The sequence below is a fragment of the Mucilaginibacter sp. Mucisp73 genome, assembly GCF_059491465.1.
In genome coordinates this window covers 3,517,624-3,542,673 of sequence record NZ_CP168507.1, presented here as the reverse complement: position 1 = coordinate 3,542,673, position 25,050 = coordinate 3,517,624, and the positions used below count along the sequence as shown (strand labels likewise).

18 protein-coding genes are annotated in these 25,050 nt (G+C 43.3%); 8 read left to right on the top strand and 10 right to left on the bottom strand.

The window, feature by feature from the left end:
- The first annotated feature begins 49 nt into the window (after nucleotides 1–49).
- The 4 genes from ACEN82_RS14740 (at nucleotide 50) to ACEN82_RS14725 (ending at nucleotide 7,812) form a co-directional block, all read left to right on the top strand.
- Entirely contained in the window at nucleotides 50–1,084 is a 1,035-nt protein-coding gene (locus ACEN82_RS14740) for a FecR family protein (RefSeq protein ID WP_413317630.1), read from the top strand.
- Between the two features lie 11 nt (nucleotides 1,085–1,095).
- Nucleotides 1,096–4,548: a SusC/RagA family TonB-linked outer membrane protein gene (locus ACEN82_RS14735; protein WP_413317628.1), complete on the top strand. Its 3,453-nt coding sequence runs from the start codon at nucleotides 1,096–1,098 to the stop codon at nucleotides 4,546–4,548.
- Between the two features lie 18 nt (nucleotides 4,549–4,566).
- The gene (locus tag ACEN82_RS14730) at nucleotides 4,567–6,099 is read left to right on the top strand and encodes a SusD/RagB family nutrient-binding outer membrane lipoprotein (RefSeq protein ID WP_413317626.1); all 1,533 of its coding nucleotides are present in this window, start codon (nucleotides 4,567–4,569) and stop codon (nucleotides 6,097–6,099) included.
- 84 nt (nucleotides 6,100–6,183) lie between these two features.
- Complete coding sequence (locus ACEN82_RS14725) at nucleotides 6,184–7,812, top strand: alpha-L-fucosidase (RefSeq protein WP_413317624.1); 1,629 nt, start codon at nucleotides 6,184–6,186, stop codon at nucleotides 7,810–7,812.
- A gap of 366 nt (nucleotides 7,813–8,178) precedes the next feature.
- Here the strand turns inward: ACEN82_RS14725 and ACEN82_RS14720 are convergent, their stop codons facing one another.
- From ACEN82_RS14720 to ACEN82_RS14695, 6 genes are all read right to left on the bottom strand, one after another.
- Entirely contained in the window at nucleotides 8,179–11,748 is a 3,570-nt protein-coding gene (locus tag ACEN82_RS14720) for an ABC transporter permease/M1 family aminopeptidase (protein ID WP_413317622.1), read from the bottom strand.
- 91 nt (nucleotides 11,749–11,839) lie between these two features.
- Complete coding sequence (locus ACEN82_RS14715; protein ID WP_413317620.1) at nucleotides 11,840–12,727, bottom strand: ABC transporter ATP-binding protein; 888 nt, start codon at nucleotides 12,725–12,727, stop codon at nucleotides 11,840–11,842.
- Nucleotides 12,728–12,744: 17 nt separating this feature from the next.
- Nucleotides 12,745–13,482, bottom strand: a complete 738-nt coding sequence (locus tag ACEN82_RS14710) for a hypothetical protein (protein ID WP_413317618.1) — start codon at nucleotides 13,480–13,482, stop codon at nucleotides 12,745–12,747.
- Nucleotides 13,466–13,873: a GntR family transcriptional regulator gene (locus tag ACEN82_RS14705; protein WP_354482011.1), complete on the bottom strand. Its 408-nt coding sequence runs from the start codon at nucleotides 13,871–13,873 to the stop codon at nucleotides 13,466–13,468. Before ACEN82_RS14705 ends, ACEN82_RS14710 begins: the two co-directional genes overlap by 17 nt.
- 11 nt (nucleotides 13,874–13,884) lie before the next feature.
- Nucleotides 13,885–14,655 carry a hypothetical protein gene (locus ACEN82_RS14700; RefSeq protein ID WP_413317616.1) on the bottom strand — a complete coding sequence of 257 codons (771 nt, stop codon included), beginning with the start codon at nucleotides 14,653–14,655 and terminating at the stop codon, nucleotides 13,885–13,887.
- A complete protein-coding gene (locus ACEN82_RS14695; protein WP_413317614.1) occupies nucleotides 14,648–15,496 on the bottom strand; it encodes an ABC transporter ATP-binding protein in 849 nt (282 codons plus the stop codon). The genes ACEN82_RS14700 and ACEN82_RS14695 overlap by 8 nt, the downstream gene beginning before the upstream one ends.
- Before the next feature lie 122 nt (nucleotides 15,497–15,618).
- On the opposite strand from ACEN82_RS14695, the gene ACEN82_RS14690 reads away from it, so the two are divergent.
- Both ACEN82_RS14690 and xth read left to right on the top strand, forming a co-directional pair.
- Nucleotides 15,619–15,810, top strand: a complete 192-nt coding sequence (locus ACEN82_RS14690; RefSeq protein WP_139159915.1) for a hypothetical protein — start codon at nucleotides 15,619–15,621, stop codon at nucleotides 15,808–15,810.
- A gap of 111 nt (nucleotides 15,811–15,921) precedes the next feature.
- On the top strand, nucleotides 15,922–16,701 hold the full coding sequence (gene xth / locus ACEN82_RS14685) for an exodeoxyribonuclease III (RefSeq protein ID WP_413317612.1): 780 nt from the start codon (nucleotides 15,922–15,924) through the stop codon (nucleotides 16,699–16,701).
- Nucleotides 16,702–16,767: 66 nt separating this feature from the next.
- On the opposite strand, the gene ACEN82_RS14680 is transcribed toward xth, so the two are convergent.
- The 4 genes from ACEN82_RS14680 to ACEN82_RS14665 all read right to left on the bottom strand — a co-directional run bounded on the left by ACEN82_RS14680 (nucleotide 16,768) and on the right by ACEN82_RS14665 (nucleotide 21,711).
- A complete protein-coding gene (locus ACEN82_RS14680) occupies nucleotides 16,768–17,379 on the bottom strand; it encodes a hypothetical protein (RefSeq protein WP_413317610.1) in 612 nt (203 codons plus the stop codon).
- A 151-nt stretch (nucleotides 17,380–17,530) separates the two neighbouring features.
- Nucleotides 17,531–19,390, bottom strand: coding sequence for a DNA topoisomerase 3 (locus ACEN82_RS14675; RefSeq protein WP_413317608.1), 1,860 nt, complete (start codon nucleotides 19,388–19,390; stop codon nucleotides 17,531–17,533).
- Nucleotides 19,391–19,517: 127 nt separating this feature from the next.
- Nucleotides 19,518–20,603 carry a phosphotransferase enzyme family protein gene (locus ACEN82_RS14670; protein WP_413317606.1) on the bottom strand — a complete coding sequence of 362 codons (1,086 nt, stop codon included), beginning with the start codon at nucleotides 20,601–20,603 and terminating at the stop codon, nucleotides 19,518–19,520.
- An 82-nt stretch (nucleotides 20,604–20,685) separates the two neighbouring features.
- Nucleotides 20,686–21,711 carry a LacI family DNA-binding transcriptional regulator gene (locus tag ACEN82_RS14665; protein ID WP_413317604.1) on the bottom strand — a complete coding sequence of 342 codons (1,026 nt, stop codon included), beginning with the start codon at nucleotides 21,709–21,711 and terminating at the stop codon, nucleotides 20,686–20,688.
- A gap of 415 nt (nucleotides 21,712–22,126) precedes the next feature.
- Here ACEN82_RS14665 and ACEN82_RS14660 point away from each other — a divergent pair, with 415 nt between their 5' ends.
- Nucleotides 22,127–23,440, top strand: a complete 1,314-nt coding sequence (locus tag ACEN82_RS14660) for a DUF3472 domain-containing protein (RefSeq protein WP_413317602.1) — start codon at nucleotides 22,127–22,129, stop codon at nucleotides 23,438–23,440.
- Between the two features lie 25 nt (nucleotides 23,441–23,465).
- Nucleotides 23,466–24,815, top strand: coding sequence for a Gfo/Idh/MocA family protein (locus ACEN82_RS14655; protein ID WP_413317600.1), 1,350 nt, complete (start codon nucleotides 23,466–23,468; stop codon nucleotides 24,813–24,815).
- Nucleotides 24,816–25,050: the final 235 nt, after the last annotated feature.

Sequence of the window (25,050 nt, the reverse complement as noted above, 5' to 3'; positions counted from 1 at the left end):
AATTGGGGTAGGGTGCTGTCTATAAGGAGTAAATAACACCTTATAAACAATGCAGATAGCCAAATACAGTAATTATACCCTGCCGGATTTTTTAGAGGACGATGATTTTCTCCGTTTTGTGATCAATCCCACACATAACGACACTGTTTTTTGGCAGCAGGTCACAGCAGAATATCCGCAACAGAAAGAAATAATTGCCGAAGCTTCAAAAATTATTAAAGCATACCGTAAACAGGATGTTTTTACCAACGAAGAAAATCAATCGAAAGTTTGGCAGAGGATTGAATCAACGTTGCAAAAAGATCGGGTTAAGCCAAAGATCTTCACATTAAACGGGTTCCTCCGTGTTGCTGCGATGTTGTTGCTTGTATCCTCCATAGGTATCGCTTTATGGCTGATAAAAGGCAGGCAAAATGAAATTGATACTACTTATGGAGAGTTGAGCACTGTCACCTTGCCCGATGGCTCAACCGTGGTGCTCAATGGTAACTCGAAATTAACTTACTCCGATAACTGGGATAAAAATTCAAGAGAGGTTTGGATAAATGGAGAAGGATTGTTCAATGTAACGCATATCAATAAAGACCCAGCCCATATTAAGCCTTCTGAAAGATTTATTGTGCATTGCCCTGATATGGATATTGAGGTGTTGGGCACAACTTTTAATGTCAGAAGCAGGCATAATAAAACCAACGTAGGTTTAGTTCAGGGAAAGATCAGGCTTGATTACGTTGATGCCGTAACGGGGAAACAATCGCTTATTATGAAACCGGGCGATTACGTGCAGCATACTTATAAAAAAGCACTTACCCGCATTACTCTTCCCGCTCCTGAAAAAATCACCAAATGGACAAAACACCAGCTTTTATTTAATGATGCCAGCCTGGCGCAGATCAGCGAGATCATGACCGATGATTACGGCTATCAGGTTGATTTTTCAAGCCCTGACTTAGCCAATTTCAAAATAGAAGGTGAGATCAACGTGCCTAATGTTGAGGAACTGATTGAAACTATATCCACCACACTTCCGGTGAAAATTACCCGAACAGACAAAAATATCACTATAACAAAATTAAACCCCTAAACTAATAACTTATGAGAAAACTCGACTCATTCATTTTTTTAAGATGTTGCTGTTTCCTGATGGTATTGCTTGGCCGGTCGGCATACGGCTATGCCCAAGTGGCATTAACCAGTAACAACAGGATCCACGCAAAAACCTTCGGTTATTCAACATCGCAGGCTGTTGAAAGCAAAGTGCTCCTGAAAGATGCACTTGAAAACCTGAAAAAACAATTCAATGTTCAGATAGCTTACCAGGAAGGCTTGCTTGATAACAAGTTTGTGCCTGCAAATTTAACAAGCAACATCAGCCAGTTAACGCTTGACGATAATTTGAAACAATTGTTATCGGCCTTTCAGTTAACATATCGTAAGATAAATGATAACCAGATCTCGATTTTTACGATAAAGGACTTTATTTCTTCAACCAATGCAGCTGTTGCAGCAGTTACATTAACAGGTAAGGTAGTGGATGCAGGCGATGGTCAGCCGGTTGTTGGCGCATCGGTTTATTTAAAAATGGATAATAAGGTAGGTGCAATTACCGATATTACAGGCAGCTTCAGATTGATAGTGCCTGATAAGTATTCGGGGAAACCATTAACCCTTGTGGTAGCCTTTATAGGATATAATCAGGAAGAGGTTGCCGTAAACGATCCTGCATCGCCTTTACAAATTAAACTGGCCCCCAATAACAAAGCACTTAATGAGGTTGTGGTTACTGCCCTTGGTATCAGCAAGCAAAAAAAATCATTGGGCTATTCGGTGACTGAGGTTAAGGGTACCGAATTTACCCAGGCCCGTGAAAATAACGTAGCCAACGCGCTTACCGGTAAAGTAGCCGGTGTTAACGCGGCGGGCTTATCAACCGGTCCGGGTGGTTCAAGCCGCGTGGTGATCAGGGGTAACGGTGGCCTTGCAGGTGATAACCAGCCGTTATATGTGGTGAACGGTATGCCGATTGATAACAGCGTACCCGGTGGCCCTGCTACAGTTAATGGCATTACCAATAACGTTGACCGCGGCGACGGTATAGCAGCCATAAACCCCGACGATATCGAATCGATTAGTGTACTTAAAGGAGGCACAGCAGCGGCGCTTTATGGTTCACGGGCGGCAAATGGTGTTATTTTGATAACTACCAAGAAAGGCCGGATCCAGAAAGGGGTAGGGGTTGAGTTTAACTCGACAGCCACCTATGATAATGTAGCTGTATTCCCAGATTACCAGTACGAGTACGGGCAGGGCGATGGCGGCGTAAAACCAACCTCCTTGGCGGCTGCGCAGGCAAGCGGAAGGCGCTCATGGGGTTCGAAAATTGACGGCTCTACTGATTATGTAGCTGTTGATGGGAAAACCCACCCTTATGTTGCACAGAAAAATAATCTTAAAAACTATTATCAAACAGGTAGTACTTATACCAACAGTCTGGCTTTTTTGGGCGGCAACGAAGCTTTTACCTACAGGTTTTCGGCTGCCGATTTGAACAGTAAAGGTATTTTGCCGGGTACTACCTATGATCGTAAAACTTTTAATCTCGCCCTGAACGGCAAACTGAGCGATAAGCTATCGATTGAGGCTTTAGCACAATACAACGTTGAAACCGGTCATAACCGTACAGGCGCAGGCGATGCTTTGGGCAACCCAAACTGGACCCCGCTTGAGGTTGCTAATACCGTTGATGTTCGCTGGTTGAAGCCGGGTTATGATGCTTTGGGCAATGAACAGATCTGGAACGATGCATCCATCGCGTCAAACGGATATTTTGTGATCAATAAATACAAGGAAGATGATGTGAAGAACCGTTTTATTGGCCAGGGATCGGTTATTTACTCGCCCATAAAAAGCCTTACTTTCAAAGCCACCATCAGCCGCGACTTTTTCAATTACAACTATACCAATATACTACCAACCGGTACATTGTACATACCTAATGGCCAATATGCAGGCATTAAATCGGATGTGTCTGAAACCAACGAGTTAGCTACCGTTAGTTATAAAACAAAGATCATCAGTGATTTAAATATAAATGTTTTGGGCGGTGTAAACAGTCGTAAAAACACAACCAACCAACTAACGTTTAACGGGTCGCAATTTACGATTCCGTATTTTTATAGCTTTACCAATCTTGCGGTTTCATCAACTACACCATATAATGCCAAGGTAGTCACCAATTCGGTTTTTGGCTCGGCCGATTTTGATTACAAGAGTTTGTTCTTCTTATCATTCACAGGGAGGAAGGATTGGTTTTCAACACTGAGCCCGAAAAGCAACAGTATATTTTATCCAAGCGTAGGCGGTAGTTTTATCCTGTCAGACGCGGTTAAACTTCCTGAATTTTTTAACCTTGCTAAACTGCGCGGTTCATGGGCGCAGGTAGGCGGCGGCGCTCCCGATCCGTATGTTATTAACCTTACTTACAGTAACGTACCAAGCGCCGGGCAGCCACTGCAAAACGTAACCAGTAATAATATTACCAACAGCAATCTTAAGCCATATACTTCAACAACATTTGAAGGCGGTTTTGAATTGCAGATGCTTAAGAGCCGTTTAGGTTTGGACGTTACCTTGTATGATCGTAAAACTACTAATGATATCGTAAATACAGCTATTTCTTCAACATCGGGCTACAATAACGTAATCCTGAACGTTGGTGAGGTAAGCAATAGGGGTATAGAGGTTTTATTGAACGGTACGCCCGTTAAAACAGGCAGCTTTACCTGGACAGCAAGTTATAACGTAGCCTATAATGATAACAAGGTAGTTAAACTGGCGCCAGGCCTTAGCACTATTCAGCTGGCTAATTCGGTGGGTAACTGGGGTATTTTAGATAATATTGAAGGTAAACCCTTTGGTATGATCGTGGGTACCCGTATGCAAAAGGATGCTAATGGTAATGTAGTGTTTAACGCTACCACGGGCTTACCGGTACAAACCCCACTACAGCAATTGGGTAAAAGCGTTGCCCCGCTTACCATGGGTTTAACCAACGAATTCAGGTATAAACGGTTCTCGTTAAACTTCCTGGTTGATGGCAAATTTGGTAACAAGGTGTTTTCGGTTATGGAGGTTTACGCCACCCGTTTGGGTTTGATGAAATCAACGTTGCCGGGTCGCGAAAACGGCTTAGTATTGAACGGTGTTGATCAAACCGGCGCGCCTTATACCCGTACGGTGCCGGTGAGCGGTTTAAGGTCATACTATGATAACTATAAAACGTATTCCGACCTGTTTTTGCACGATGGCAGCTTTGTTAAGCTTCGCCAGGTTATCCTGTCATATGCGCTTCCAACAAGTCTTTTAAACAAAGTGAAGATCCAGTCGGCCAGTATCTCTTTTGTGGCCCGGAACCTTTGGACTATTTATAAGCAAACAGACAATTTTGATCCGGAGCAAAGTTTTACCAACAGTAATGCACAGGGCTTCGAGTCTATCGGTTTACCACGTACCCGCTCACTTGGAGTAAACCTGGCTGTTAAGTTTTAATACTTTAAATTGAAAACGATGAAAAGACATTTAACCAAATATATTTATTGTTCCCTGGTAATGCTCGGCATTATCGCCACGCAATCGTGTACCAAAAATTTTGATACGCTTAATGTTAACCCGGATGCCTCATCAAAGGCGGTTCCACAGTATATTTTTACCAAAGCGCAGTATGATGGTACGGCCCGGATGCTTGATTTGTTGCTGGGTACCATGCAGTATACTACCAGCTTTAATGATGTGGCCGGTTTTGGATCAAAATATGTGTTGAGCCAAAGCCCGCAGTCGGCAGCCGCTTTCACCAATGCTTACCCAAATGAAATCAACGAATTAGTTGAGGTTTTAAAGGCAGTTGGTACCGATGCTTCGCAGGTAAACCTGCAGGCCGAAGCGCGGATCTGGAAAGTATATTGCTTTAGCAGGCTTACCGACTTGTATGGCGATATCCCATATTCGCAGGCTGCACTGGGTTATAACCAGGCTATATATAAGCCTGTTTACGATGCACAAAAAGACATCTATGCCGATTTATTGAAAGAGCTTGACCAGGCAGCCCAAAGCCTTGATGCTGCCAAGACAACTTTCGGTTCGGCCGATTTAATTTATGGCGGCAATACCGTAAAGTGGAAAAAGTTTGCTTACTCGCTTATGCTCAGGTGTGCCATGCGCATGACCAAAGTTGATATCGCTCAAGCGCAAACATGGGCAGCAAAAGCTATAGCGGGCGGTGTTATTTTAGATGATGCCGATGTGGCCAAAGTAGCTTACGTTGGTGCCGGCCAGGACATCAACAAAAACCCCTTAGCGCTTGATCTTTATAACAACGATTATATTGCAGGTAACGGCAGTACCAATACCGAAGGAGGCAAGTACCAGGATGTGTTTATCAATTATCTGAAAGCCAATAAAGATCCTCGCCTGGCTGTTTTATCCGTAGTATGGAACGGTGGCGTGGCTGATACTACTTCAGCTATTCAAAAAGGTATGTCAGCAGGATTAAATGCCAAACCCGCCGATTTTGTAACCTATTCAGAGCCAAACCCTAAAACGATATTGCTGTTAAATTCTCCGCGATTGGTTTTTACCGCTGCCGAAAGCTATTTCCTGTTATCTGAAGCTGCCGCAAGGGGATGGTATACTGCTGCTACTGCCGAGACATTATACCAAAATGGTATTGCTGCATCTATGCGCCAATGGAGCATCATTGCAGGCAGCGCAGGTACTATAACAACAGCTCAAATAAACTCTTATATCAACGCGCATCCATTCAATACAGGCGGCACGCTTGATCAAAAAATGGAGCAGATCTATACCCAGTTTTGGGTTGGCATATTTCCTGATGCACAAGAGGTTTTTGCAAGCTATAGGCGTACCGGCTACCCCGCACTTGTACCAAATAATTATGTTGGTAATGCTACAGGCGGTAAAATATTCAGACGGATGTTATACCCTGTTGGCGAGCAAAACCTTAACGCGGCATCATATGCCGCTGCTATCTCCCGTCAAGGGCCGGATGATTTTTTAACCCGGATGTGGTGGGATAAACAATAATGTTAAAGTTTGATTTGTTAAATTAATTGATGTTGTATCGGGGAGGGCGTGGGGCCTTCCCTGATTTTTTTAAACGGCTTTTTGATGTATAAGAAATACCTTTTTTTCCTGCTGCTGCTTTGTTGTATTCAGCGCGTATCGGCACAAAATGATTTGGTTAAGGATGATAATGCAAGTAATTATAACCTGAACAAACCCGAGCGCGAACTGTGGCTTAAAAATACCGGCTTGGGCTTGTTTATTCATTTTAGTATGGATAGCCAGCTGGGTGTGGTGATCAGTCACTCGCTGGTTGGGGCAAGTGACGATTACGTAAACCGTTATTTTAATGAGCTGCCCAAAACTTTTGATCCCTCCAAGTTCGATCCGCACCAGATAGCAACGCTGGCAAAACTGGCCGGAATGAAATACATCGTATTCACTACCAAGCATCATTCGGGTTTTTGTATGTGGGATACCAAAACAACCGATTTTAGTATAACGCATACACCATACAAGAAAGATCTGTTAAAAGAGTTTGTGGATGCCACTCGCGAAGCAGGATTGCAGGTGGGTTTTTATTTTTCGCCTGAGGATTTTAACTTTCTTCGTGACCATCATATACCTATTAGTCGTACCGATGTTAAGATGGATGCGCAAACCCGGCGTGAATATGATGAGTACACCCGGAAGCAATGCGAAGAACTGATGACCAACTATGGTAAAATAGATGTCCTTTTTATAGATGGCGATCCAAAGGAAGTGGTAAAGCAAACCTGCTGGAAGTTACAGCCGGATTTGCTGATAACCCGGGGCGCAATCAAAACCCCCGAACAGATCATGCCGGGTGCCATGATCAATGAGCCATGGCTGTCATGCATTACGATGGGCACTGCCTGGGGATATCAGCCAACTAACGAGCGCTATAAATCGGGCACTCAGTTGATATGTTTATTGATAGAGGCGAGGGCCAAAGGTGGCTCCCTGTTGCTAAACGTTGGTCCGAAGCCTGATGGGGTATTGCCCATTGAGCAGGAAGAGCGGCTAAGGGAAGTGTCGGCCTGGTATTTTGTTAACCGCGAATGTATTGATAGCGTGCGAAGCTGGGTGATCAGCAAGGAAGGCGATACCTGGTTTACCGCAAAAGGCGGGCATACACTTTATGCCATAGTTACCAACGCTGCTGATTGGAAGGAGGGGACCCGCAAAACTTTTCTGATCCGTTCGGCCATTGCCACTGATAAAACTCAGGTAAGCGTGTTAGGACAAAACAGCAGGATCATTGAATATAAAACCGATGATGTAAGCTGTAGGTACAAGCAAACTGATAAGGGGCTTGAAGTATCTGTTGTTAAGGCGCAGCGTATTTATGATGATCACCGCTGGCCTAATCCTGTAGTGATTAAACTGGAAAACGTTGCCCCCGTTTTTAAAGAAGCTGCCATAGTTGAAACCGGCGCAGATTTAAAAATAAAGACCGGTGCGGTTTTAAAAGGGAAAGTCCTGAATTACAAAGATATTTCGGCAAAAAGGGCCCGGTTTGATTATCGACCCTATCATGGACAGGTTGAAACATTATATGCGGGTAAGTGGACGGCCGGTAGCTGGGTAAATATCCATGCCGATGGCACTTTCGAAGCAATTCTTCCACTAAAAGCCGATTACGAATACAAGGCTGTAGTTGAACAGGCTAATGTTGAAATAGAAGGGGAGAACAAATTATTTAAGCCGTAATATTGCGTAAGAAGCTGTTTGAAAATGGAGGAAAGTATTTTTGTAGAGAAGCATAATTGCGTCTTCCGAAGGACAAGGCGTGTTTAATAGGTGAGCACGCATAAATTGCATGCGGGAGACGCATGTGATGCGTCTCTACATTTGGAAATTGTCGTTTATAGGTAGATAAAACTTCATTGCCGTTGGTTTTAACCAACGGAATAATGAGTAGTGATAAGAGGGCTTCAGCCCAAATCTGCTTGCATAATTGGGCTAAAGCCAGGGCTTTTCAGTTTTTTACCGTTGGTTAAAACGGCAATAAATGTTTTTTAACAGTTCCAAGATTCTGAAAAACGGGGCTACAATATATGTAACCCCGTTTTAGTTTTAAAGGTCTTTGATATTATCGTTAGGATTTCTGTCAATGAGTTTACTGAACGGATCGATTCCTACAGAGGCAGGTTGACCTTTAACAATAACACTGAATTGCTGTACCCCGCGTTTAAGCTTATACTTTTTGATGTACAGGGTATTACTCACCATCCGGTTACCGGCACCTTGAACCTGCTTACCGAAAATCCCGATATCAATATAATCGTTCATGTTTACAGCCGGGATATCGTTGTTTTTGGCATCCTTCCAAACTTTGCCAACATCAAGCTTAAAAGTAATTTTATATTCATTTTTATTACCTGTCGGTTTGCTGCTGGCTTCAACCACCCTGTTATCATATAGTGTGATCTTTTGCCAGGTATCGGTAAGGTAATACTGCAGCGAATCGGGCACATGCTTTTGAAGGCATTGATAAAGATTGTTGGCGCCGGCAAACGGGCCGTCTGTTTTAAAAGTATAGGCCTTTTTAAATTCGCGCAGTGCCACGTTCAGACTGTCTTCGCCAATCAGGTCGCGCAAACCATACAGTGCCACGCTTGCTTTTCCACCCCATAAAAACCATTGATTGGCCTTGATCAAGGGATGCTCGTTTTCATTAAGGTGCCGCCTGATAAACAGGTAATACCATAACTGGTCTAAAACGATATAACGCATGTTGTCCTTACCGTATTTATGTTCGGACATTACCAGTTGATCATAGTTTGAAAGGCCCTCGGGGATCACTAAACTTCCTACAGTGCTGTTTGGGGCTGTCTGGAAACGCCACCATTGTTGTGACAGCAGCCTTGTTGTATTGGCATAGCAATAATCAAAGCTATTGGGATCCCTGAAATCGGCATTCCAGCCAAAGTATTCTGCGTAAGTGTCCAGCGTTGTCATGGAGGCATCCTGCGGACCGTAAACAGACGTTTCCACCAGTCGGATATCATTAAACGGATAGGCACCATAAACCTTGCTGTAATAATTTAAACCATCTTTATAAGCCGCGATATACCTGTCGATATTGGTGCTGTGCTCAGGATTATAATAGACCTCGATATTTACGTTGTGGTCCAGTTGAACAGCGGCTTTTTTTACGGCCAGTCTTTCTGATATAATACCCATCGGCATGTACATACCCGGTTTATCCTGCACATAGTGAAAGTAATTACGACCGTTTTGCTGCCATTGTTTTACGAGCCGGCCGGGCACGATAGCGGTTTGATCGGCCAGGGTGCCAACGGTTACATCAAGTTTTAAAAGGTCGGCCGCTCTTCCTGCTTTTAAGGTGTTAATGCCTTCGGGATTATTTTGCTGTATTTCCTCTTCCTTTTTTTCGGGCAAACCAGCCTTTTTGCGTTCATAAGGACTGTTTAATTCGTCATCTTCATCGTAGCCTAAACCCGGTAATCCTCCGTTAAAGAAGGTACCGTTGTTAATGAGAGCCGCAGCATACATGCCATTGGTAAACCCTTTATGTACTATTTCTGAGTTGATTTCTAACGTTAATGAATCACCCGGCATTAGCGGCTTTATGAACTTGTATAACCGAAAGTCGGCAGTATCTGTCTTCGGCCTGAAACAGTTGAAAAATCCACGGGGATAAAGCAGCGGGGTAGTAAACGGAACTAATACGCCATTGGTTTTAAGCGAATAATTGGTGAGCTCATCGCCGTCGAGCAGCATTTGTGATATGGCAACTTTGTTTTTATTGATGATGGTTACCAATGCGTGTGTAGCTACCTGTTGTTTATCCGGGTAAAGCTCTACCTGCATTTTTATGCTGGTTACTTTAGGCAGGGGAAGGTGCTCATATTTTTTGAGCGATTTTTCATACTGCACGGCCCTTGCGGTATTTTCATACTTGATGAGATAGTTGTTTAAAAAGCTCACATTGTAGTAATTCCATGCGCCTACAGCCAAAAATGCTATGGCTACTATTACAGTGATCAAGGCTGTACTGCGATTGAAGCGCTGAGATAGCAGGCGTAATCGTTCTTTAAAGGACGATGTTACGCCCCGGTAATAAAATAATCCCGAAACAACGATCAGCAAACCAGCAAACAACATCCAGTACAGGTTGAACCAGCTAATGGGCGCTGCCATATGCCCTATGCCGGTCATATCAGATATTCCCGACGATGGCGTATAGGAATACAGCAATAGGTTATAATCAAAAGTGCCGGTTTTGCGCAAAAAGAAAACAATCACCCATAAAAACACGCCTATGCCATGCGCTGCAAATTTGTTGTTGATAACAACGTGTACAACATAGCAAAATACAACCATCTCCAGCAGTGCAGGCAGCAATATGTAGGCTATGTAGAGAAAGTACACTGATAGATTCAATGTGTGATAACCTTTTAATAATTGAACGATAACCCCGGTTAGTATGGGTAGGAAGGATAAGCCGGTGCCAATGAGCAATAGGGTGATTAGCTTCGATCCGTTTAAAATCCAGTTTGGAGGCGGGAGAGAGTCATTAATAAAAGCATAGCGGGTTGTCCTGTCGCGGTGCAGGGTTTCGCCGGTATAAAACATCAGGATAAAGAAAATGAAGAAGGGAAAGGCATCATTGAAAATCGCCAACAACGTAACTGTACGCGGAAAATCCGGTACGCCATTCCTGTTGTCGCCAAGCCAGAATACAAAACCGAGGAATAAGCTGCCGGCGATTAATATGATCCAGAAGTAGTTATCGCGGATGATGTTAAGCAGCTCAACCTTTACCAGGTTACTCAAGGTATTCCTGCTGTACTTGCCTGTAAAGCTAACTGTGGGTTTAATGATTACGGCATTCCGGGCTTTAACACCAACTTCGTCAATGGCTGCTTTATCACGTCGGCCACTAAAAAAGCGCTCAAAATTAAACCGTAGATAAGTGAAAATTACAACAAGTAACCCAATACCACCCCATACAATACGGTTAAGCATAAACGTGCCAGTTACGGGGAACAACGTGGTGTTTTGTTCAACAGTGCTTGAAGAGCTGCTTTGCATCCTGATACCGTTAAGCCCAAAAGGATCACTGAGGTTTATTACCGTGGGGTTGTTAATATGGTTAAGAAAAAACAACGCGATGAAGTAAAAAAGGAACAGCAGGATACCGCCAAAGTAAATAACCTTTACATTGCGGGTGATGGCTACAAGTCCAAAAAACAATGAAGAAGTGAACAAAACGTTAGGCAGCCCGATTGTGAAAAACGGGTGCAGATAGTAAATGAGGTTATTGGGGCCGTATTGTTTTGCATCCGTCCATCCCATAGCAGGGCCCAGTTTGGTGCCTATGAAGGCGCCAATGATAACCGCTGTTGAGATCATGACCATGAAAACGAACGAGCCCAGGTAACGGCCCCAGAAATAACCTGCTTTGGTGATAGGGTAGGTTAGGTAATAATCTTTTGTGTTGTATTCAATGTCGCGGTATAAGGCAGTGCCCATAATTGATGAACTCACAAGCGTCATCATCATAGTGATGCCCGAACACCACAACGCAAGTACATAAGGCGCGTTGATGTGCTCTTTTTCGCCTAATGGTAACGAGCCTGTTGAAAAAGTGAACACTGTAAATATCAGTGCTGCCAAAAAATAAAGGTAAACGGCTGGCCTGCGGACCCGATTCCGGATCTCGAACAGAAATATTTTAAGGAACATAAACTATTGGTTTATAGTAGTTTTAAATGGTATCTACATCTATACGTGTGGCGATATTGCTGAAGTACACATCTTCCAGGTTTGGCGTGCTGCTGATAAAACCGTTGCCGGGGTCGGCTTCGTTGATAATGCGGATGTGGAGTTTACCGGTTTTAAGCTGCGTTGATATCACCTGGTAATCATCTTTGTAAAAGCCCAGTTCTGATTGGGTGATCACCTTGCTGTAAATTTTTCCGTTCAGCTCATTTACTGCGCTTTCCGGATCTCCTGCGTATAAGACCTCGCCCTGGCAAATAATGGCAAAATTGGCGCAAAGCGTACTTACATCCTCAACAATATGGGTCGACAGGATCACGATGGTGTTTTCACCCAGGCGGCTCAGCAGGTTGTAAAAACGGTTTCGCTCAGCCGGGTCAAGGCCCGCTGTGGGTTCGTCAACAATAATAAGTTTAGGGTTACCGATTAGTGCTTGTGCTATTCCAAAACGCTGTTTCATACCGCCGGAGTAGGTGCCAAGGTGCTTTTTCCGGTCTTTATAAAGGTTTACGTTTTCCAGTAATTGAAGCACAAGGTCTTTGCGTTCGGTGTTGTTGCCAACCCCTTTGAGCTGGGCAATATGGTCGAGCATTCGTTCGGCCGATATTTTGGGATAAACACCAAACTCCTGTGGCAGGTAACCGAGTAGCTGTCTAACTTCGGTTTTATTTTTCAATACATCCAGTTCATCTAAAAAAATGCTGCCTTTATCGGCTTCCTGCAGGGTGGCTATGGTACGCATCAGTGATGACTTACCGGCGCCGTTTGGGCCAAGCAGGCCAAACATGCCATTATTAAGGGTCAGCGAAACATCTTTTAAAGCATGTACGCCGTTGGCATAGGTTTTTGATAGCGAGTTGATTACTAATTTCATGATTTGCTAAGTTTTGGTCATTTATTATTACAGATCATCCTTGTATTTCCGTTCAGGATGAGTTTAGCGCTGTCGGCAAGTTTATAGGTTATGTTGCTGAGGCTATCGTCCTTGATCCACAAGCGGCTTTTGTTTCGGATATCAAGATTTGTTTTTGCAAATTGGTTACCTGTTTCAATAGATAGATTTGAAGAGCTATTGTAGCTTTTGCCTATGACGGCATTTAATACATTAAACTTATTGTTTTTTAACAGGACAGTGGAAGCATTGTCCTGGATAATGTTGAGCCCGTCCCCGCTGAAACCACTGATGGTAGTAACGCGCCATTTGAAGTCTTGCGCGGCAGTGGTATCGACAATTTGAGTGTCGCCTGCCTTATATTTTGCATCGGCGTAAAACGCGTTTAATTGCGGCATGGATATGTACAGAACGTTTGAGGCTTGTACATTATGAAAGTTATCTTTAAACGCGGCACGAATAAAGAGCGAATCGTGCCGTTGTTCAATTTTCATGAACTCCATGGCGGCAGGGTCAGCAAGTATTTTGAATGGCCCTTGAACCAGCATAATATTGATAGCCGTCGATGAACCAAGCTCAATAACCTTGAAATTTCTGAAATTTAGGGTGTTAAAGCCATTATAAGGGTTTTTATACTCACCTTTAAAATATTCTGCTTTTAACTGAAAGTCATATATCCCAACCGAAACTATCAGTAACAATACCGCGGTAAGTAAGAATTTATTGCTTGTTTTCATCGTTGCTTGCCTGGTTTAATTCATTATTTTGTTGCGCCTGGAAATGTTGATATTGCAGGCTGATCTCATCTATTGATATACCTAACAGGTACATGTTTTTAAAAAGTTCGGGTAGGTTCTGACGCACAAAGTTTTCTTTGCGGTAAGCTTTTACTTTGTCAAAGCCATCCTCTGCCACAAATAAACCCAGGCCGCGTTTGTTATAAATAATTTCGAGCCCCTGCAAAAATTCGTACGATCGCATAACCGTATTTGGGTTTACTTCCAGGTCAACCGCCATATCACGTACCGATGGGATCTTTTGCCCGCCGGGCCATTTGCCCATCAGGATCTGATCGCTCACAAAAGCCGCTATCTGGAGGTATATCGCTTCGTTATCTTTAAATTCCATGATCGTCTTTTTTAAGCCTGTTTCTCTTTGAACCTAAAATATGCCGCTATCCAGATCAGCAGCGATATAATAGGAACCACAATAAAAGCCCAGGCAGATTGCTGCGCATTTAAACCAATGGAGTAAAAGTTCATACCATCCTGGAAATTGAGAAATGAAAAAGGCGTTACCGGTTTGATTGGCCTGCCAACAATAAATCTTACGAACACTGTATTCACAAGGATTAGCAGTGCATAAAAAATAAAGAAACTGAAACCTGTTTTTATAAAGTGTAATTTTTCGAACCGGATTGCTCCATATATCGTGACGGCATGCAGCAAGGAAAACAATATCATCACCAGTACAAATTTATCCTGAAACAGGGTGAGTATTTCAATTTGATGCCCCGGCCAGGGTTTGAGATTGATCAGGATAAATAATACCAGGTAAAAAACGCCTGTGTACACCAAAAGGAATATAACATACGAATAAACCCAGCCGACCATAAACTTCTCGAGTTGTGATGCAGGCAGGGTTAACATTGGAACTGCCCGGCGCTTATCGCCCAGATCAGTAAAAACAGTGCTTGTAAATAATGGCCCTGCGATAATCATGAGTACTCCGAACATGGCCATCTGAAAGCCGGCATCTACCGGGCCAGGGATCATATAAAACACAAACGAACCGCCAAGTAAAAATACCCCTGCCAAAACCGCTGCCGACATTAAATAGGCGCGGTAATGCTCAACAGTGTGCTTCATAAACAACAGGCCAAAGCGCTTTAAACTGAAGTAATTATTCATGATTTGTACTTGGTTTTAGTGCGTTTAATAATTTGCTGCTATTGGTTGTTGCTGCGTTAAATAATAACTCAAGGTCCATTTTTCCGTACTTGCCGGTGGTGTTTTGTACAATAGCGTATTTGCCCATGAGGGTTTCTTCTTCGTACAGCGCATTCATCCCGGTAAGGTCTTTAAAAACACCGAAAAATAATTTCTCGGTAAGCTCATCTATCGAGTTCTCAATTACGATGCGGTGATCGTCCAAAATCAACACGGTATCAATAAGACTGTCCAAATCCCTCACCTGGTGGGTTGAAATAATAATGCAGCGCTCGTCATTTAAAACAGATGCTATCAATTTTCTGAACTGAACCTTTGAAGGAATATCAAGCCCGTTGGTGGGTTCATCAAGTATCAGTACACTGGTATTGGTAGCCATTCCGAAAGCGATGATCATTTTTTTTTGCTGTCCGTATGACATTCTGGTCATTAACAGATCCGGATCAATATCCAATATTTTCAGATAACTGTAAAAGTCGGTAATGCTGAAGGCAGGGTAGAAGCTTGCTGTCCGGGCCAAAAACTGGCCTGGAGTTAATGCCGGTACGTGAACTTCTTCGGCAATAAAATAAAGGTCTTGTAAAGTGGATACCAGGCGCTTTGAGCTTTTTGTTCCGTTAATAAGGCAATGGCCCGATTGCGGAAAAGCCAGACCGGCGATATTTTTCAGCAGGGTTGATTTCCCGGCTCCGTTTTTACCCAACAGGCCATAAATGTGGCCGGCCTTTAATGAAAGGTTCAGATTTTTGAACAACGGCTTCCGGTTGTTGTAGCTAAAATTCAAATTGCTTATTTGAATCATATCATAGTGTATTAGTGTGGTAGTACACTGCAAATGTAATTAAAGATTTTTAAAATCCAAGAGTATTTTAATTACTGAGAATCTTTCTGAAAACCAATTATAAGCTTAACAGTTAATAAGGTATGTCAAAGAAGAGAACCATGCCAAACGAGCCAGATGAAATGCCGGTAAACCCGGAGCGGCCGGAGATCAGGCAGCCTACGGACCCCGGAGAGCCGGAAATGCCCGAAGAAGCGCCGGAAAATATCCCGAATGAAATCCCCGATACTGAGCCAAGCCAGCCTGAAGTGGACCCGGATGAGTTTGAAAAGTAAGGGAATAATTTACCGCTCATGAATCATTGCAACTAATTGATTGCGATGGGTGGCCGTGCTTTTAATATTTTGGAACATGCATGATATAACCTAAACTATTTAAATTGCATCATGAAAATAGCTACGTATAACGTAAATGGTGTAAATGGGCGCCTGCCTGTTTTACTCCGCTGGTTAAAGGAAACATCCCCTGACGTTGCCTGCTTGCAGGAACTTAAAGCTCCACAGGAAAACTTTCCGGAGCAGGCCATACTTGATGCAGGTTATAAAGCCATCTGGCATGGCCAAAAAAGCTGGAACGGCGTTGCAATACTGGCAAAAGACAGGGAAATTACAGAGGTATGCCGCGCACTTCCCGGCGATCCGGAAGATGAGCATAGCCGTTATATTGAAGCACTTGTTGATGGTATTACCATTGGCTGCCTGTACCTGCCCAACGGAAACCCGGCCCCCGGCCCTAAATTTGATTATAAATTAGGTTGGTTTGAACGCCTTAAAATTCACGCAGCCGGTTTACTTGCTGCTGATAAACCGGTTATATTAACCGGCGATTATAATGTTATGCCTACCGAGCTCGATGTTTATAAACCCGAGCGCTGGGTAAATGACGCGCTCTTTCGCCCTGAAACACGCGCAGCCTTTAAAACACTGGTAGAACAGGGCTGGACGGATGCTATCCGCAAAATTTATCCTACCGAAGTGATCTATACATTCTTCGATTATTTCCGCGATGCCTACGGCCGTAACGCCGGTTTACGGATCGATCATTTTTTACTGAGCCCTCACCTGGAAAAACGTCTTGTAGCTGCAGGTGTAAACCGGGATGTACGAGGCTGGGAAAAAACGAGTGATCATGCACCTGTTTGGATTGAACTGAAGGATGCTGAATGAGTTTAAGAATTGAAGACTTACGAAGTTTTTAAAACTTCGTAAGTCTGGTTCAAAAACTTGTTGCACTTACCTCCGCATACCAATGTTTTCGTGCACCCATTTGGCCTCTTCTTCCGGAGTTACTTTATCAATGGTACTGTTTACCCTGCTAAAAGTAGCCCCGGGGAAATCATAAGGTTTGCTATCGTCAAAAAACGGACCGACAACGCCAAGCATCCACCCGTTTTTAGCAGCCCAGTGGGGTGGGTTTACACGGTATTTAAACACCTCGTAGTGGATAAAATTTTTTCTGCCGTCAAAATCAATGGTAACCCGTTTAATATGTTCAATTTCGTCAGGGCAGGCATCCAATTCGGTAGGGAACTCCAGCCATTGGGCCAGTGAGCTTTCCGCTCCTTTAATAAGCGTAAGGTATGCCTCCGGGAACAAGTGTAATTCCTCAAGTTCTTTTAAATACAAAAAGGTGTCGTAGCGGGTAAGCGGGTTTTTGGCAAAGGGCAAAACATCTTCGGCGGTTAAACCTGTAGCCGCTTCCGCCTTTTTATAAAGTGGTAAAATCCTTGCTGATCGCTCCAATTCAAGTTTCTTCTTTTTCTTCTTAACATCAAATAACCTGAAAGCCGCAAATGCTATAATAAAAACTATAATGGTAATTACAATAAGCGTGATTAGATCCATAATGCAATGAATGTAAGCTTTTATGCATACAAATATCAAATTTATCGTGTTACCAAAGTAAAATCGACACTTAACGTTTTAACCGGCGCCCGAGTAGTTGCAGTTAAGGCCCTGTTATCCTTATTGATAGCGCTATCCATGTCGCCATTCTTTAGGCTGTAACTTTGCTCCCGGCCGCTTCCATAGCCGGGATTTTTAATGATTTTCCCTGCGCCAGTAATTCGGAAGTGATGGCTCGTGTATAGGTTTTGATCTCGTTCTGGAATTCGGTAACCGAAGCTCCTGAGCGGATCTCTTCCAAACGTTTTTCCCATGTTCCGGTAAGTTCGGCCTGGGCTATCTGCTGATTTTTTACTACTTCATAAACGGCAATGCCGGTAGTTGTGGGTACCAGGTTTTTCTTTTCCCTGATAATATAATTGCGTTTAAGCAGGGTTTCGATGATGGCTGCCCTTGTTGCCGGCGTTCCAAGGCCGCTGTCTTTCATAGCGTAACGCAGCTCTTCGTCGTCAATCTCTTTGCCTGCTGTTTCCAATGCTTTAAGCAGGGTGGCTTCGTTGTATAGTGGCCGGGGTTTGGTTTGTTTTTCGAGCAGGGCTTTGGCAGTTATGGGTAGGTTTTCACCCTGGGTTACTTTAGGCAGCGTTGCGTTCTCTTCGTCTTTTTTATCGTCTTCCTTATCATTGAATACAGAACGCCAGCCGGCAGTATGGATTACCGTTCCGCTGGCGTTGAATTTAGCGCCCGATTGCACCACAATTTTTGTGACTTCCTTAATACAATCCTGATGAAATGCTTCGAGCATACGACCGGCCACCATATCGTAAACAGCCTGCTGATCGGCCGAAAGCTGGTGCGGGTTTTCGCCGGTGGTAAGCACGGCGTGGTGATCTGTTACCTTTTTTGCATTTACACTTCGTTTGTTAAGCGTAGCGCTGCCCAACGCAATGGCTTGTTTGCCAAACAGCGGATGTTGTTCCAGCTTTTCAATCAACGCAGGTACACCCGCAAAAACATCGTCGCCTATATAGCGGCTACCGGTACGGGGATAGGTAACCAGTTTGTTTTCATACAGGTTTTGGAGAATGGTAAGGGTTTGATCGGCAGTGAAACCTTTGCGTTTATTGGCTTCCTGTTGCAGGCTGCTCAAATCATGCAATAGCGGAGGTGGCTCTTTACGGGGTTTGGCTTCCACTTGTAAAATATGGCCGCCCTGCGGAAAGCCGCCTTCAACATCCTGCACCTTGTCAAGTACTGCCTGTGCTTCATCTTTGGTTTTATAATTTTCGGACGATATGGCTTTAAATACCTGCCCGTCTTTATCGGGGTGAATGCTTACCTGGTAAAAGGTTTCGGGTACGAAGTTTTTGTTTTCGAGGTACCGAGAACAGATCATGGCAAGGGTGGGGGTTTGCACCCTGCCTAATGAAAGTACCGCACCACGGATCCCCGAAGAAAGACTAAGTGCCTGCGTGGCGTTCATACCCACCAGCCAGTCCGACTGGGAACGGCAATGGGCCGAATTGAACAGTGTATCATAATCGCTGCCGGGCTTCAGGTTCCGGAAGCCTTCTTTGATAGCCTCATCAGTTTGCGATGAGATCCAGAGCCTTTTAAAAGGCTTTTTGCATTTTAAGTAATAGTAAATATAGCGAAAGATGAGTTCCCCTTCGCGCCCGGCATCCGTTGCTACAATGATCTCAGTGGATTCATCAAATAGCTTTTGAATGGTATCCAGTTGTTTTTTTACTGATGGATCATCCACCAAACCATCCTTGGTTTTTACTTTACGAATAGAAAGCTTAAACTTTTGAGGCAGCATCGGCAGGTGCTGAACGCTCCAGCCGTAATAGCCATACTCCTGCGGGGCGGCAAGTTGTAACAGGTGACCGAAAGCCCAGGTAAAGGTGAAACCCTTGCCTTCAATATAACCGTCTTTCTTTGTAGTCGCCCCAAAAACTTTGGCAATTTCCCTGGCTACAGATGGTTTTTCGGCTATAATAACTTTCATAAATGTTGTTTCCCATGCCCCGGTTTAGGCCGGTTGCTGCCAATACGGGCGTCGAAAGTATGAATTTCGCGAGGCCTGTGCAAGGTTTGTTGGTAACATTGTGCGGCCCGACAGGTTGAATGACCTGTTAAATGCCGTTGGCGGTGGTCAGTAATTCTTTATCTACACCGGCAATTATTTCTCTAAATACAGGTTCGGCATTGATGTAACCTTCAAGTAGTTTAAACTGGTTTTTAGCCCTGATCAAATTATGCCCTTCATATTGGGTGCCATAGTAAATATCGTTATTTAAAAAATCGGTTAAAAAACGGAGGCCCTGCATATAGATCATTAGTTTGCCCGAAAAGGTGAAATACTGTTTTTCAGTTTCAGTAAGGATGTTGCTCATTTCGCTCATATAACCTTTATATATCGCTCTGAAAAAATCTGTCCTGATGATAATCTTATCCAGATCTTTTTCCTCTTCGTTGGCGGGCGATAAATAGGTACGCATCATGTCGCCAACATCGCTTAAATAATAGCCGGGCATTACTGTATCAAGGTCAACAATACATAGCGCTTTTTGCTCTTTGTCAAACAGTACGTTATTTATTTTGGTATCGTGGTGGATCACCCGGAGCGAGATTTCGTTATTGGTTGTAAACAGGTTATAGGTATGCAATATGTTGATATGATCATCAGCAGCTTTTACTTCCTTAGCTGCCTGTTCCTGTTTTCGGGGTTCGGCTGTTTTTAAAGCCTGTTCAAACTGTGCAACCCGTAATTTTAGATTATGAAAATCCGGAAGTGTGTATTCGAGTTTGCTGATGTCAAAATGGTTTAACAAACGGGTAAACCGGCCAAACTGCACCGCAGCGCTATAGGCTTCCTTTGTATCCTGCAAAAAATTTACTGTATGTGACCCTTCAATAAATGGGAAAAGCCGGTAAAACTTACCGTCGACAGCTTGAATGATCGATTTCCCTTTTTGATTCTTTAACGGGGCTACAAATAAATAACCTGGATTGTGTTTATCAAGATATTCTTTGATTAGTACAAGGTTGCTGTCGATATGATGGGGCCTTTTGAAAACAGCGACGTTGATTTGCTGAAGAATATAGGAATGGTTAGCACCACTTATTTTATAAGTATAGTTTATTAAACCCGAGCCAAAAGGCCGGATATGGTATTCAGAAACGTTTAATCCAAAATTTATTAGGATATCATCAAACATATTATAGACGTTAACTCATCAAACATAGCTAATTTCATAAACGATAGCCATGCGCAAACGTTTGAGTGTTTTTTGTTTAGGTTTATTTTTTGTTTTCAACCAGTTGCGATTCAATGATCACTTTGTAAAAGGCGCTTGGTTCATTGCCGCCGGTACCCTGGTGGTGCAGCAGGTCCATCAAAATGTCAGTTGCTTTTTGCCCCTGTAAATATGGGAATTGTTCAACCGAAGCGGCAGGAATATTCTCCATATAATTGATTAGCGGTAAATTGGCATAGCTTACAAATTCAAGGTCCTTATTTATTTTGATGTTTAATTTACTGGCGTGTTTAATAGCAAAAAGTGCTACATAATCATTAAAGGTTACTATAGCGGTTGGTTTGCGTTTGCTGGCCAATAATTCATCTAAAGCTTTCCTGGTGCCTTCTTCGGTAAGGTCGCACGAAACTATGAGCGAAGGGTCATATTTAAGCCTGTTTTTGGTCATGGCTTTGATGTAGCCCTCTTTACGCTCACCGGTAGCAACCATGGTTTGCGGCCCGTTGATCATGCCTATTGCCCGGTGACCTTTTTTTAGCAGGTAACTAACTGCCTCAATAGTGCCGATTTCCATATTGCAGGCTACATAATGGATGTTGGGTATGGCCGGGATCCTATCGAAATAAACTACCGGGATATTGTATTTTTTTAAGTTTTCAAAATGCTGGTACGAGGAGGTATTTTTCCCTACCGATACAAGCAGGCCATCAACCCGGTGGTTTTTCATTTTTTCAACCAGCTGTTTTTCCTTTTGCTCATCATCATGTGATTGTGCCAGCAATACGGTATAATTTTTTTTATAGGCAGTATCTTCAATAGCGCTTATGGCCGAGGAGAAGAAAGCCTCCGAAAGCTCGGGTAAAATGACCCCGATGGTGAGGGTTTTGCCCTTTTGCAAAAAAATAGCGGTTTGGTTAGGCTCATAGTTTAACTCGCCGGCCAGCTTTTTAACTTTTGCCCTTGTGGTGAGTCCTATGCTCGGATGATCATGCAAGGCCCTTGAAACTGTAGAAACCGAGATGCCTAATATTTGTGCTATCTCTTTTATAGTAGTTGGCTTTGTTTGCATTAATTACGGGCTAATGTTGTTTTTATAGTTAAAGTTAAGCGATTATTATGAAATAGCTTGTATTAACTGCATTGCAAACGTTTGCGTGCTAAATCATCAGTTTGCATAGGTTGGCCGGTTAGCATAGTGGAGATTTGAACATTAGCGGTGGCATATAGTACCCTTTAATTTTATTTAGAGAGCCCCGCTTATCTGCAATAAAGAAATAATCGCTTAGCAGGCGTATTTACCTCCAATTTTAGAGGCCGAAGTTATCAAGCCATAATGTTTGATAAATACCTTTTTTTCAATTAATGCCAGTTAAGGGATAATTATGCCCATTTTTCAAACGTTTGCGTTGAAATTGAAGCATTTATTTTTTCCTAAAGCCACTAATGCGAGTACATTTATGAAACGATACTTGTGTTATAACCCAATGATGAAGAAAACCGCTATAATTTGTCTTTCAATATTGTTTATTGTCATCGGAAATAGAGTTGCTATCGCGCAGACGGTACATATTGATGCTTCAAAGCTGCGTCACGTTATCCCGTTTGGCGGTAATGCCTGGGTAAATGCGCCGGATACCATAACCGACGAAGGGTTGATTGGCCTGAGAAGCATAAAATCCACCGCTAATATTTATTTCAGGGTTAGTGTTGCACAGGACCTTGAGCTTGCGCTGGTGGTACGGGTGCCGCAGGGGAACAGTACGCTGCTGTTATCGGCAGGAAAAAATGCTGTCGTCAAAAAAATAAGCAACACAAGGTTTGATACTGTCAGTTTTGGGAAGGTTCACATCAGTCGGCCGGGTTATGTAAAGATCAGTTTAAAAGGCATCAGTAAAACCGGGACTGTTTATGCAGATGTATCTGACCTGGTAATTACCCTGCAAAAGCCGGATAATGATATTTCATATGTTGCAAAAGGCAGCTCATTTCATTTTGGCAGAAGGGGGCCTTCTGTACATTTGCGTTACCCTGTCCTAACCGACAAAGAGAATAAAGTAAAATGGTTTTATAATGAGATCATAGTACCGAAAGGACAGGATGTGATCGGCTCCTATTTTATGGCCGATGGTTTTGGCGAGGGATACTTCGGTATGCAGGTAAATTCCGCAACCGAACGCCGCGTATTATTTTCGGTATGGAGCCCTTTTAATACCGAAGACCCTAAAAGCATCCCGGATAGCATGCGCATTAAACGGGTTAAGAGTGGCAGTAATGTGCATATAGGTGAGTTCGGGAATGAGGGCTCGGGAGGCCAAAGTTATATGCGTTTCCCATGGAAAGCCGGACAAGCCTATGCCTTCTTGCTGAGTGCCGAACCTGACAATGCGAAGCACACCACTACTTATACTGCTTACTTTAAAAATATATCCGCCGGGAAATGGTTTTTAATAGCCAGCTTTACCCGCCCGCAAAAGGCTACTTACTTAACGCATTTATATTCGTTTGTTGAGAATTTTGAACCCGAAAATGGCGATAAGGTACGTAAGGCTTATTTCACCAACCAGTGGATATGCGATAGCGAAAACAATTGGCAGGAACTTACCCACGCCATCTATACCGGCGATGCTACAGCCAATGCTAATTATCGTAAAGATTATGCCGGAGGAAAAGAAGGTGATAAGTTCTTTCTGCAAAACGGAGGTTTCTTTGATAATTATATCCAGCTCAAAACCCCTTATGATCGTGAACCAACAGGAAAGAAGCCTGTAATTGACTTTGAAAAATTACCCAATAAATAAGCCCCCAAAAACCTCAATATTATATATGGAAAGAAGACAATTTTTGAAAACCAGCGCAATTGCAGCAGCAGGTTTTAGCATTTTACCGTCAGGAAGGCTGTTTGCATCGGCACCTGTAAAAGTCCGTTTAGGTTACATAGGCGTAGGCGCCCGCGGCATGAGCCATATTGCCGAAGGTTTGCTTCGCGATGATGTGGAGATCGTTGCCATTTGCGATACGCAGGAAAGTTCACTGAAAATTTGCCGCGAATACATCGCCAAAAAAGGCCATGCACCCGTAAAGGAATACACCGGCGGACTGGATGCCTACAAAAAGCTGCTGGATCATAAAGATATTGATGCGGTAATTATTGCTACCCCATGGCAGTTTCACCACCCACAGGCTATTGACGCTATGAAAGCCGGAAAGTATGTTGGTTGTGAAGTAATTGCCGGTCTTACGGTTGAAGATCACTGGGATATCGTTAACACTTCAGAAAAAACAGGTATCCCGTACATGACGCTCGAAAACGTTTGTTACCGTCGTGATGTGATGGCTGCCTTAAATATGGTGCGCCAGGACCTGTTTGGCGAAATCGTCCATTTGGAAGGCGGATATCAGCATAATTTAAGAGGTGTATTGTTCAATAACGGTAAGCAATATTATGGCGGAGGCGTTGAGTATGGCCCCAAAGCCCTGAGCGAAGCTCAATGGCGTACGCAGTTCAATATCGATGTGGATGGTGATATTTACCCAACCCACGGCGCCGGTCCATGTATGCATTATGCTAATATTAATGCAGGTAACCGCTTTACTAACCTGGTATCATTTAGCAGCAAAGCAAAGGGTTTGGCAGCATACGTAGAAGAATTATCGCCTGGTCACCCGAATGCTAAGATCCATTACAAAAACGGTGACGTAACCACTACGATGATCAATTGTGCCAATGGTGAAACGGTGTTACTGAGCCATGATACACACCTGCCCCGTCCATATTCATTAGGTTTCCGTGTACAGGGTACTAAAGGTTTATGGATGGATGTAAACAAAAGCGTTTATATTGATCATAAATCAAAAGAAGATGATTCATGGGATCCGGCAAAGGAATGGTTTGATAAATATGACCATCCGCTTTGGAAAAAATACGAAAAGTTTGCCGAGGGTGCCGGCCACGGTGGTATGGACTGGTTTGTGTTTAACGCCTTTGTTGAATCAGTAAAGCAAAAACGCCAAACACCTATTGATGTTTATGATTCTGTTACCATGAGTGTAATTACGCCCTTGTCAACAAAATCACTGAAAGAAGGTAACGCAAGTGTGGCATTTCCTGATTTTACCAAAGGTAAATGGAAAGAGCGGAAGAATACCTTCGCGCTTGATGACAGCGGCTTTTGATTATCGTTTATATTTTTTTGCATGTTTTATGTTTAGCCTGGCCAAAAGCCGGGCTTTACTTTTTTAAAGTAGTATAGCTACCCCTGCTACAGGTAAGCAGTGGCTTTTAGTGTAACCCTATGCTTTGTTTATGTTATTGATTTTTAGGTTTTTAAGTTTAAATAATTAGAAATCTGTTAACCCTGTTAACCCCCTTTGCCGTCTAAGTTAACGGCTATAGCTGGAGCTGGGTGGC

Bases quoted from the DNA above. Each gene is read 5' to 3' on its own strand.
- ACEN82_RS14740 (WP_413317630.1), top strand. From the start codon at position 50: ATGCAGATAGCCAAATACAGTAATTATACCCTGCCGGATTTTTTAGAG.
- ACEN82_RS14735 (WP_413317628.1), top strand. From the start codon at position 1,096: ATGAGAAAACTCGACTCATTCATTTTTTTAAGATGTTGCTGTTTCCTG.
- ACEN82_RS14730 (WP_413317626.1), top strand. From the start codon at position 4,567: ATGAAAAGACATTTAACCAAATATATTTATTGTTCCCTGGTAATGCTC.
- ACEN82_RS14725 (WP_413317624.1), top strand. From the start codon at position 6,184: ATGTATAAGAAATACCTTTTTTTCCTGCTGCTGCTTTGTTGTATTCAG.
- ACEN82_RS14715 (WP_413317620.1), bottom strand. From the start codon at position 12,727: ATGAAATTAGTAATCAACTCGCTATCAAAAACCTATGCCAACGGCGTA.
- ACEN82_RS14710 (WP_413317618.1), bottom strand. From the start codon at position 13,482: ATGAAAACAAGCAATAAATTCTTACTTACCGCGGTATTGTTACTGATA.
- ACEN82_RS14705 (WP_354482011.1), bottom strand. From the start codon at position 13,873: ATGGAATTTAAAGATAACGAAGCGATATACCTCCAGATAGCGGCTTTT.
- ACEN82_RS14700 (WP_413317616.1), bottom strand. From the start codon at position 14,655: ATGAATAATTACTTCAGTTTAAAGCGCTTTGGCCTGTTGTTTATGAAG.
- ACEN82_RS14695 (WP_413317614.1), bottom strand. From the start codon at position 15,496: ATGATTCAAATAAGCAATTTGAATTTTAGCTACAACAACCGGAAGCCG.
- ACEN82_RS14690 (WP_139159915.1), top strand. From the start codon at position 15,619: ATGTCAAAGAAGAGAACCATGCCAAACGAGCCAGATGAAATGCCGGTA.
- xth (WP_413317612.1), top strand. From the start codon at position 15,922: ATGAAAATAGCTACGTATAACGTAAATGGTGTAAATGGGCGCCTGCCT.
- ACEN82_RS14680 (WP_413317610.1), bottom strand. From the start codon at position 17,379: ATGGATCTAATCACGCTTATTGTAATTACCATTATAGTTTTTATTATA.
- ACEN82_RS14675 (WP_413317608.1), bottom strand. From the start codon at position 19,390: ATGAAAGTTATTATAGCCGAAAAACCATCTGTAGCCAGGGAAATTGCC.
- ACEN82_RS14670 (WP_413317606.1), bottom strand. From the start codon at position 20,603: ATGTTTGATGATATCCTAATAAATTTTGGATTAAACGTTTCTGAATAC.
- ACEN82_RS14665 (WP_413317604.1), bottom strand. From the start codon at position 21,711: ATGCAAACAAAGCCAACTACTATAAAAGAGATAGCACAAATATTAGGC.
- ACEN82_RS14660 (WP_413317602.1), top strand. From the start codon at position 22,127: ATGATGAAGAAAACCGCTATAATTTGTCTTTCAATATTGTTTATTGTC.
- ACEN82_RS14655 (WP_413317600.1), top strand. From the start codon at position 23,466: ATGGAAAGAAGACAATTTTTGAAAACCAGCGCAATTGCAGCAGCAGGT.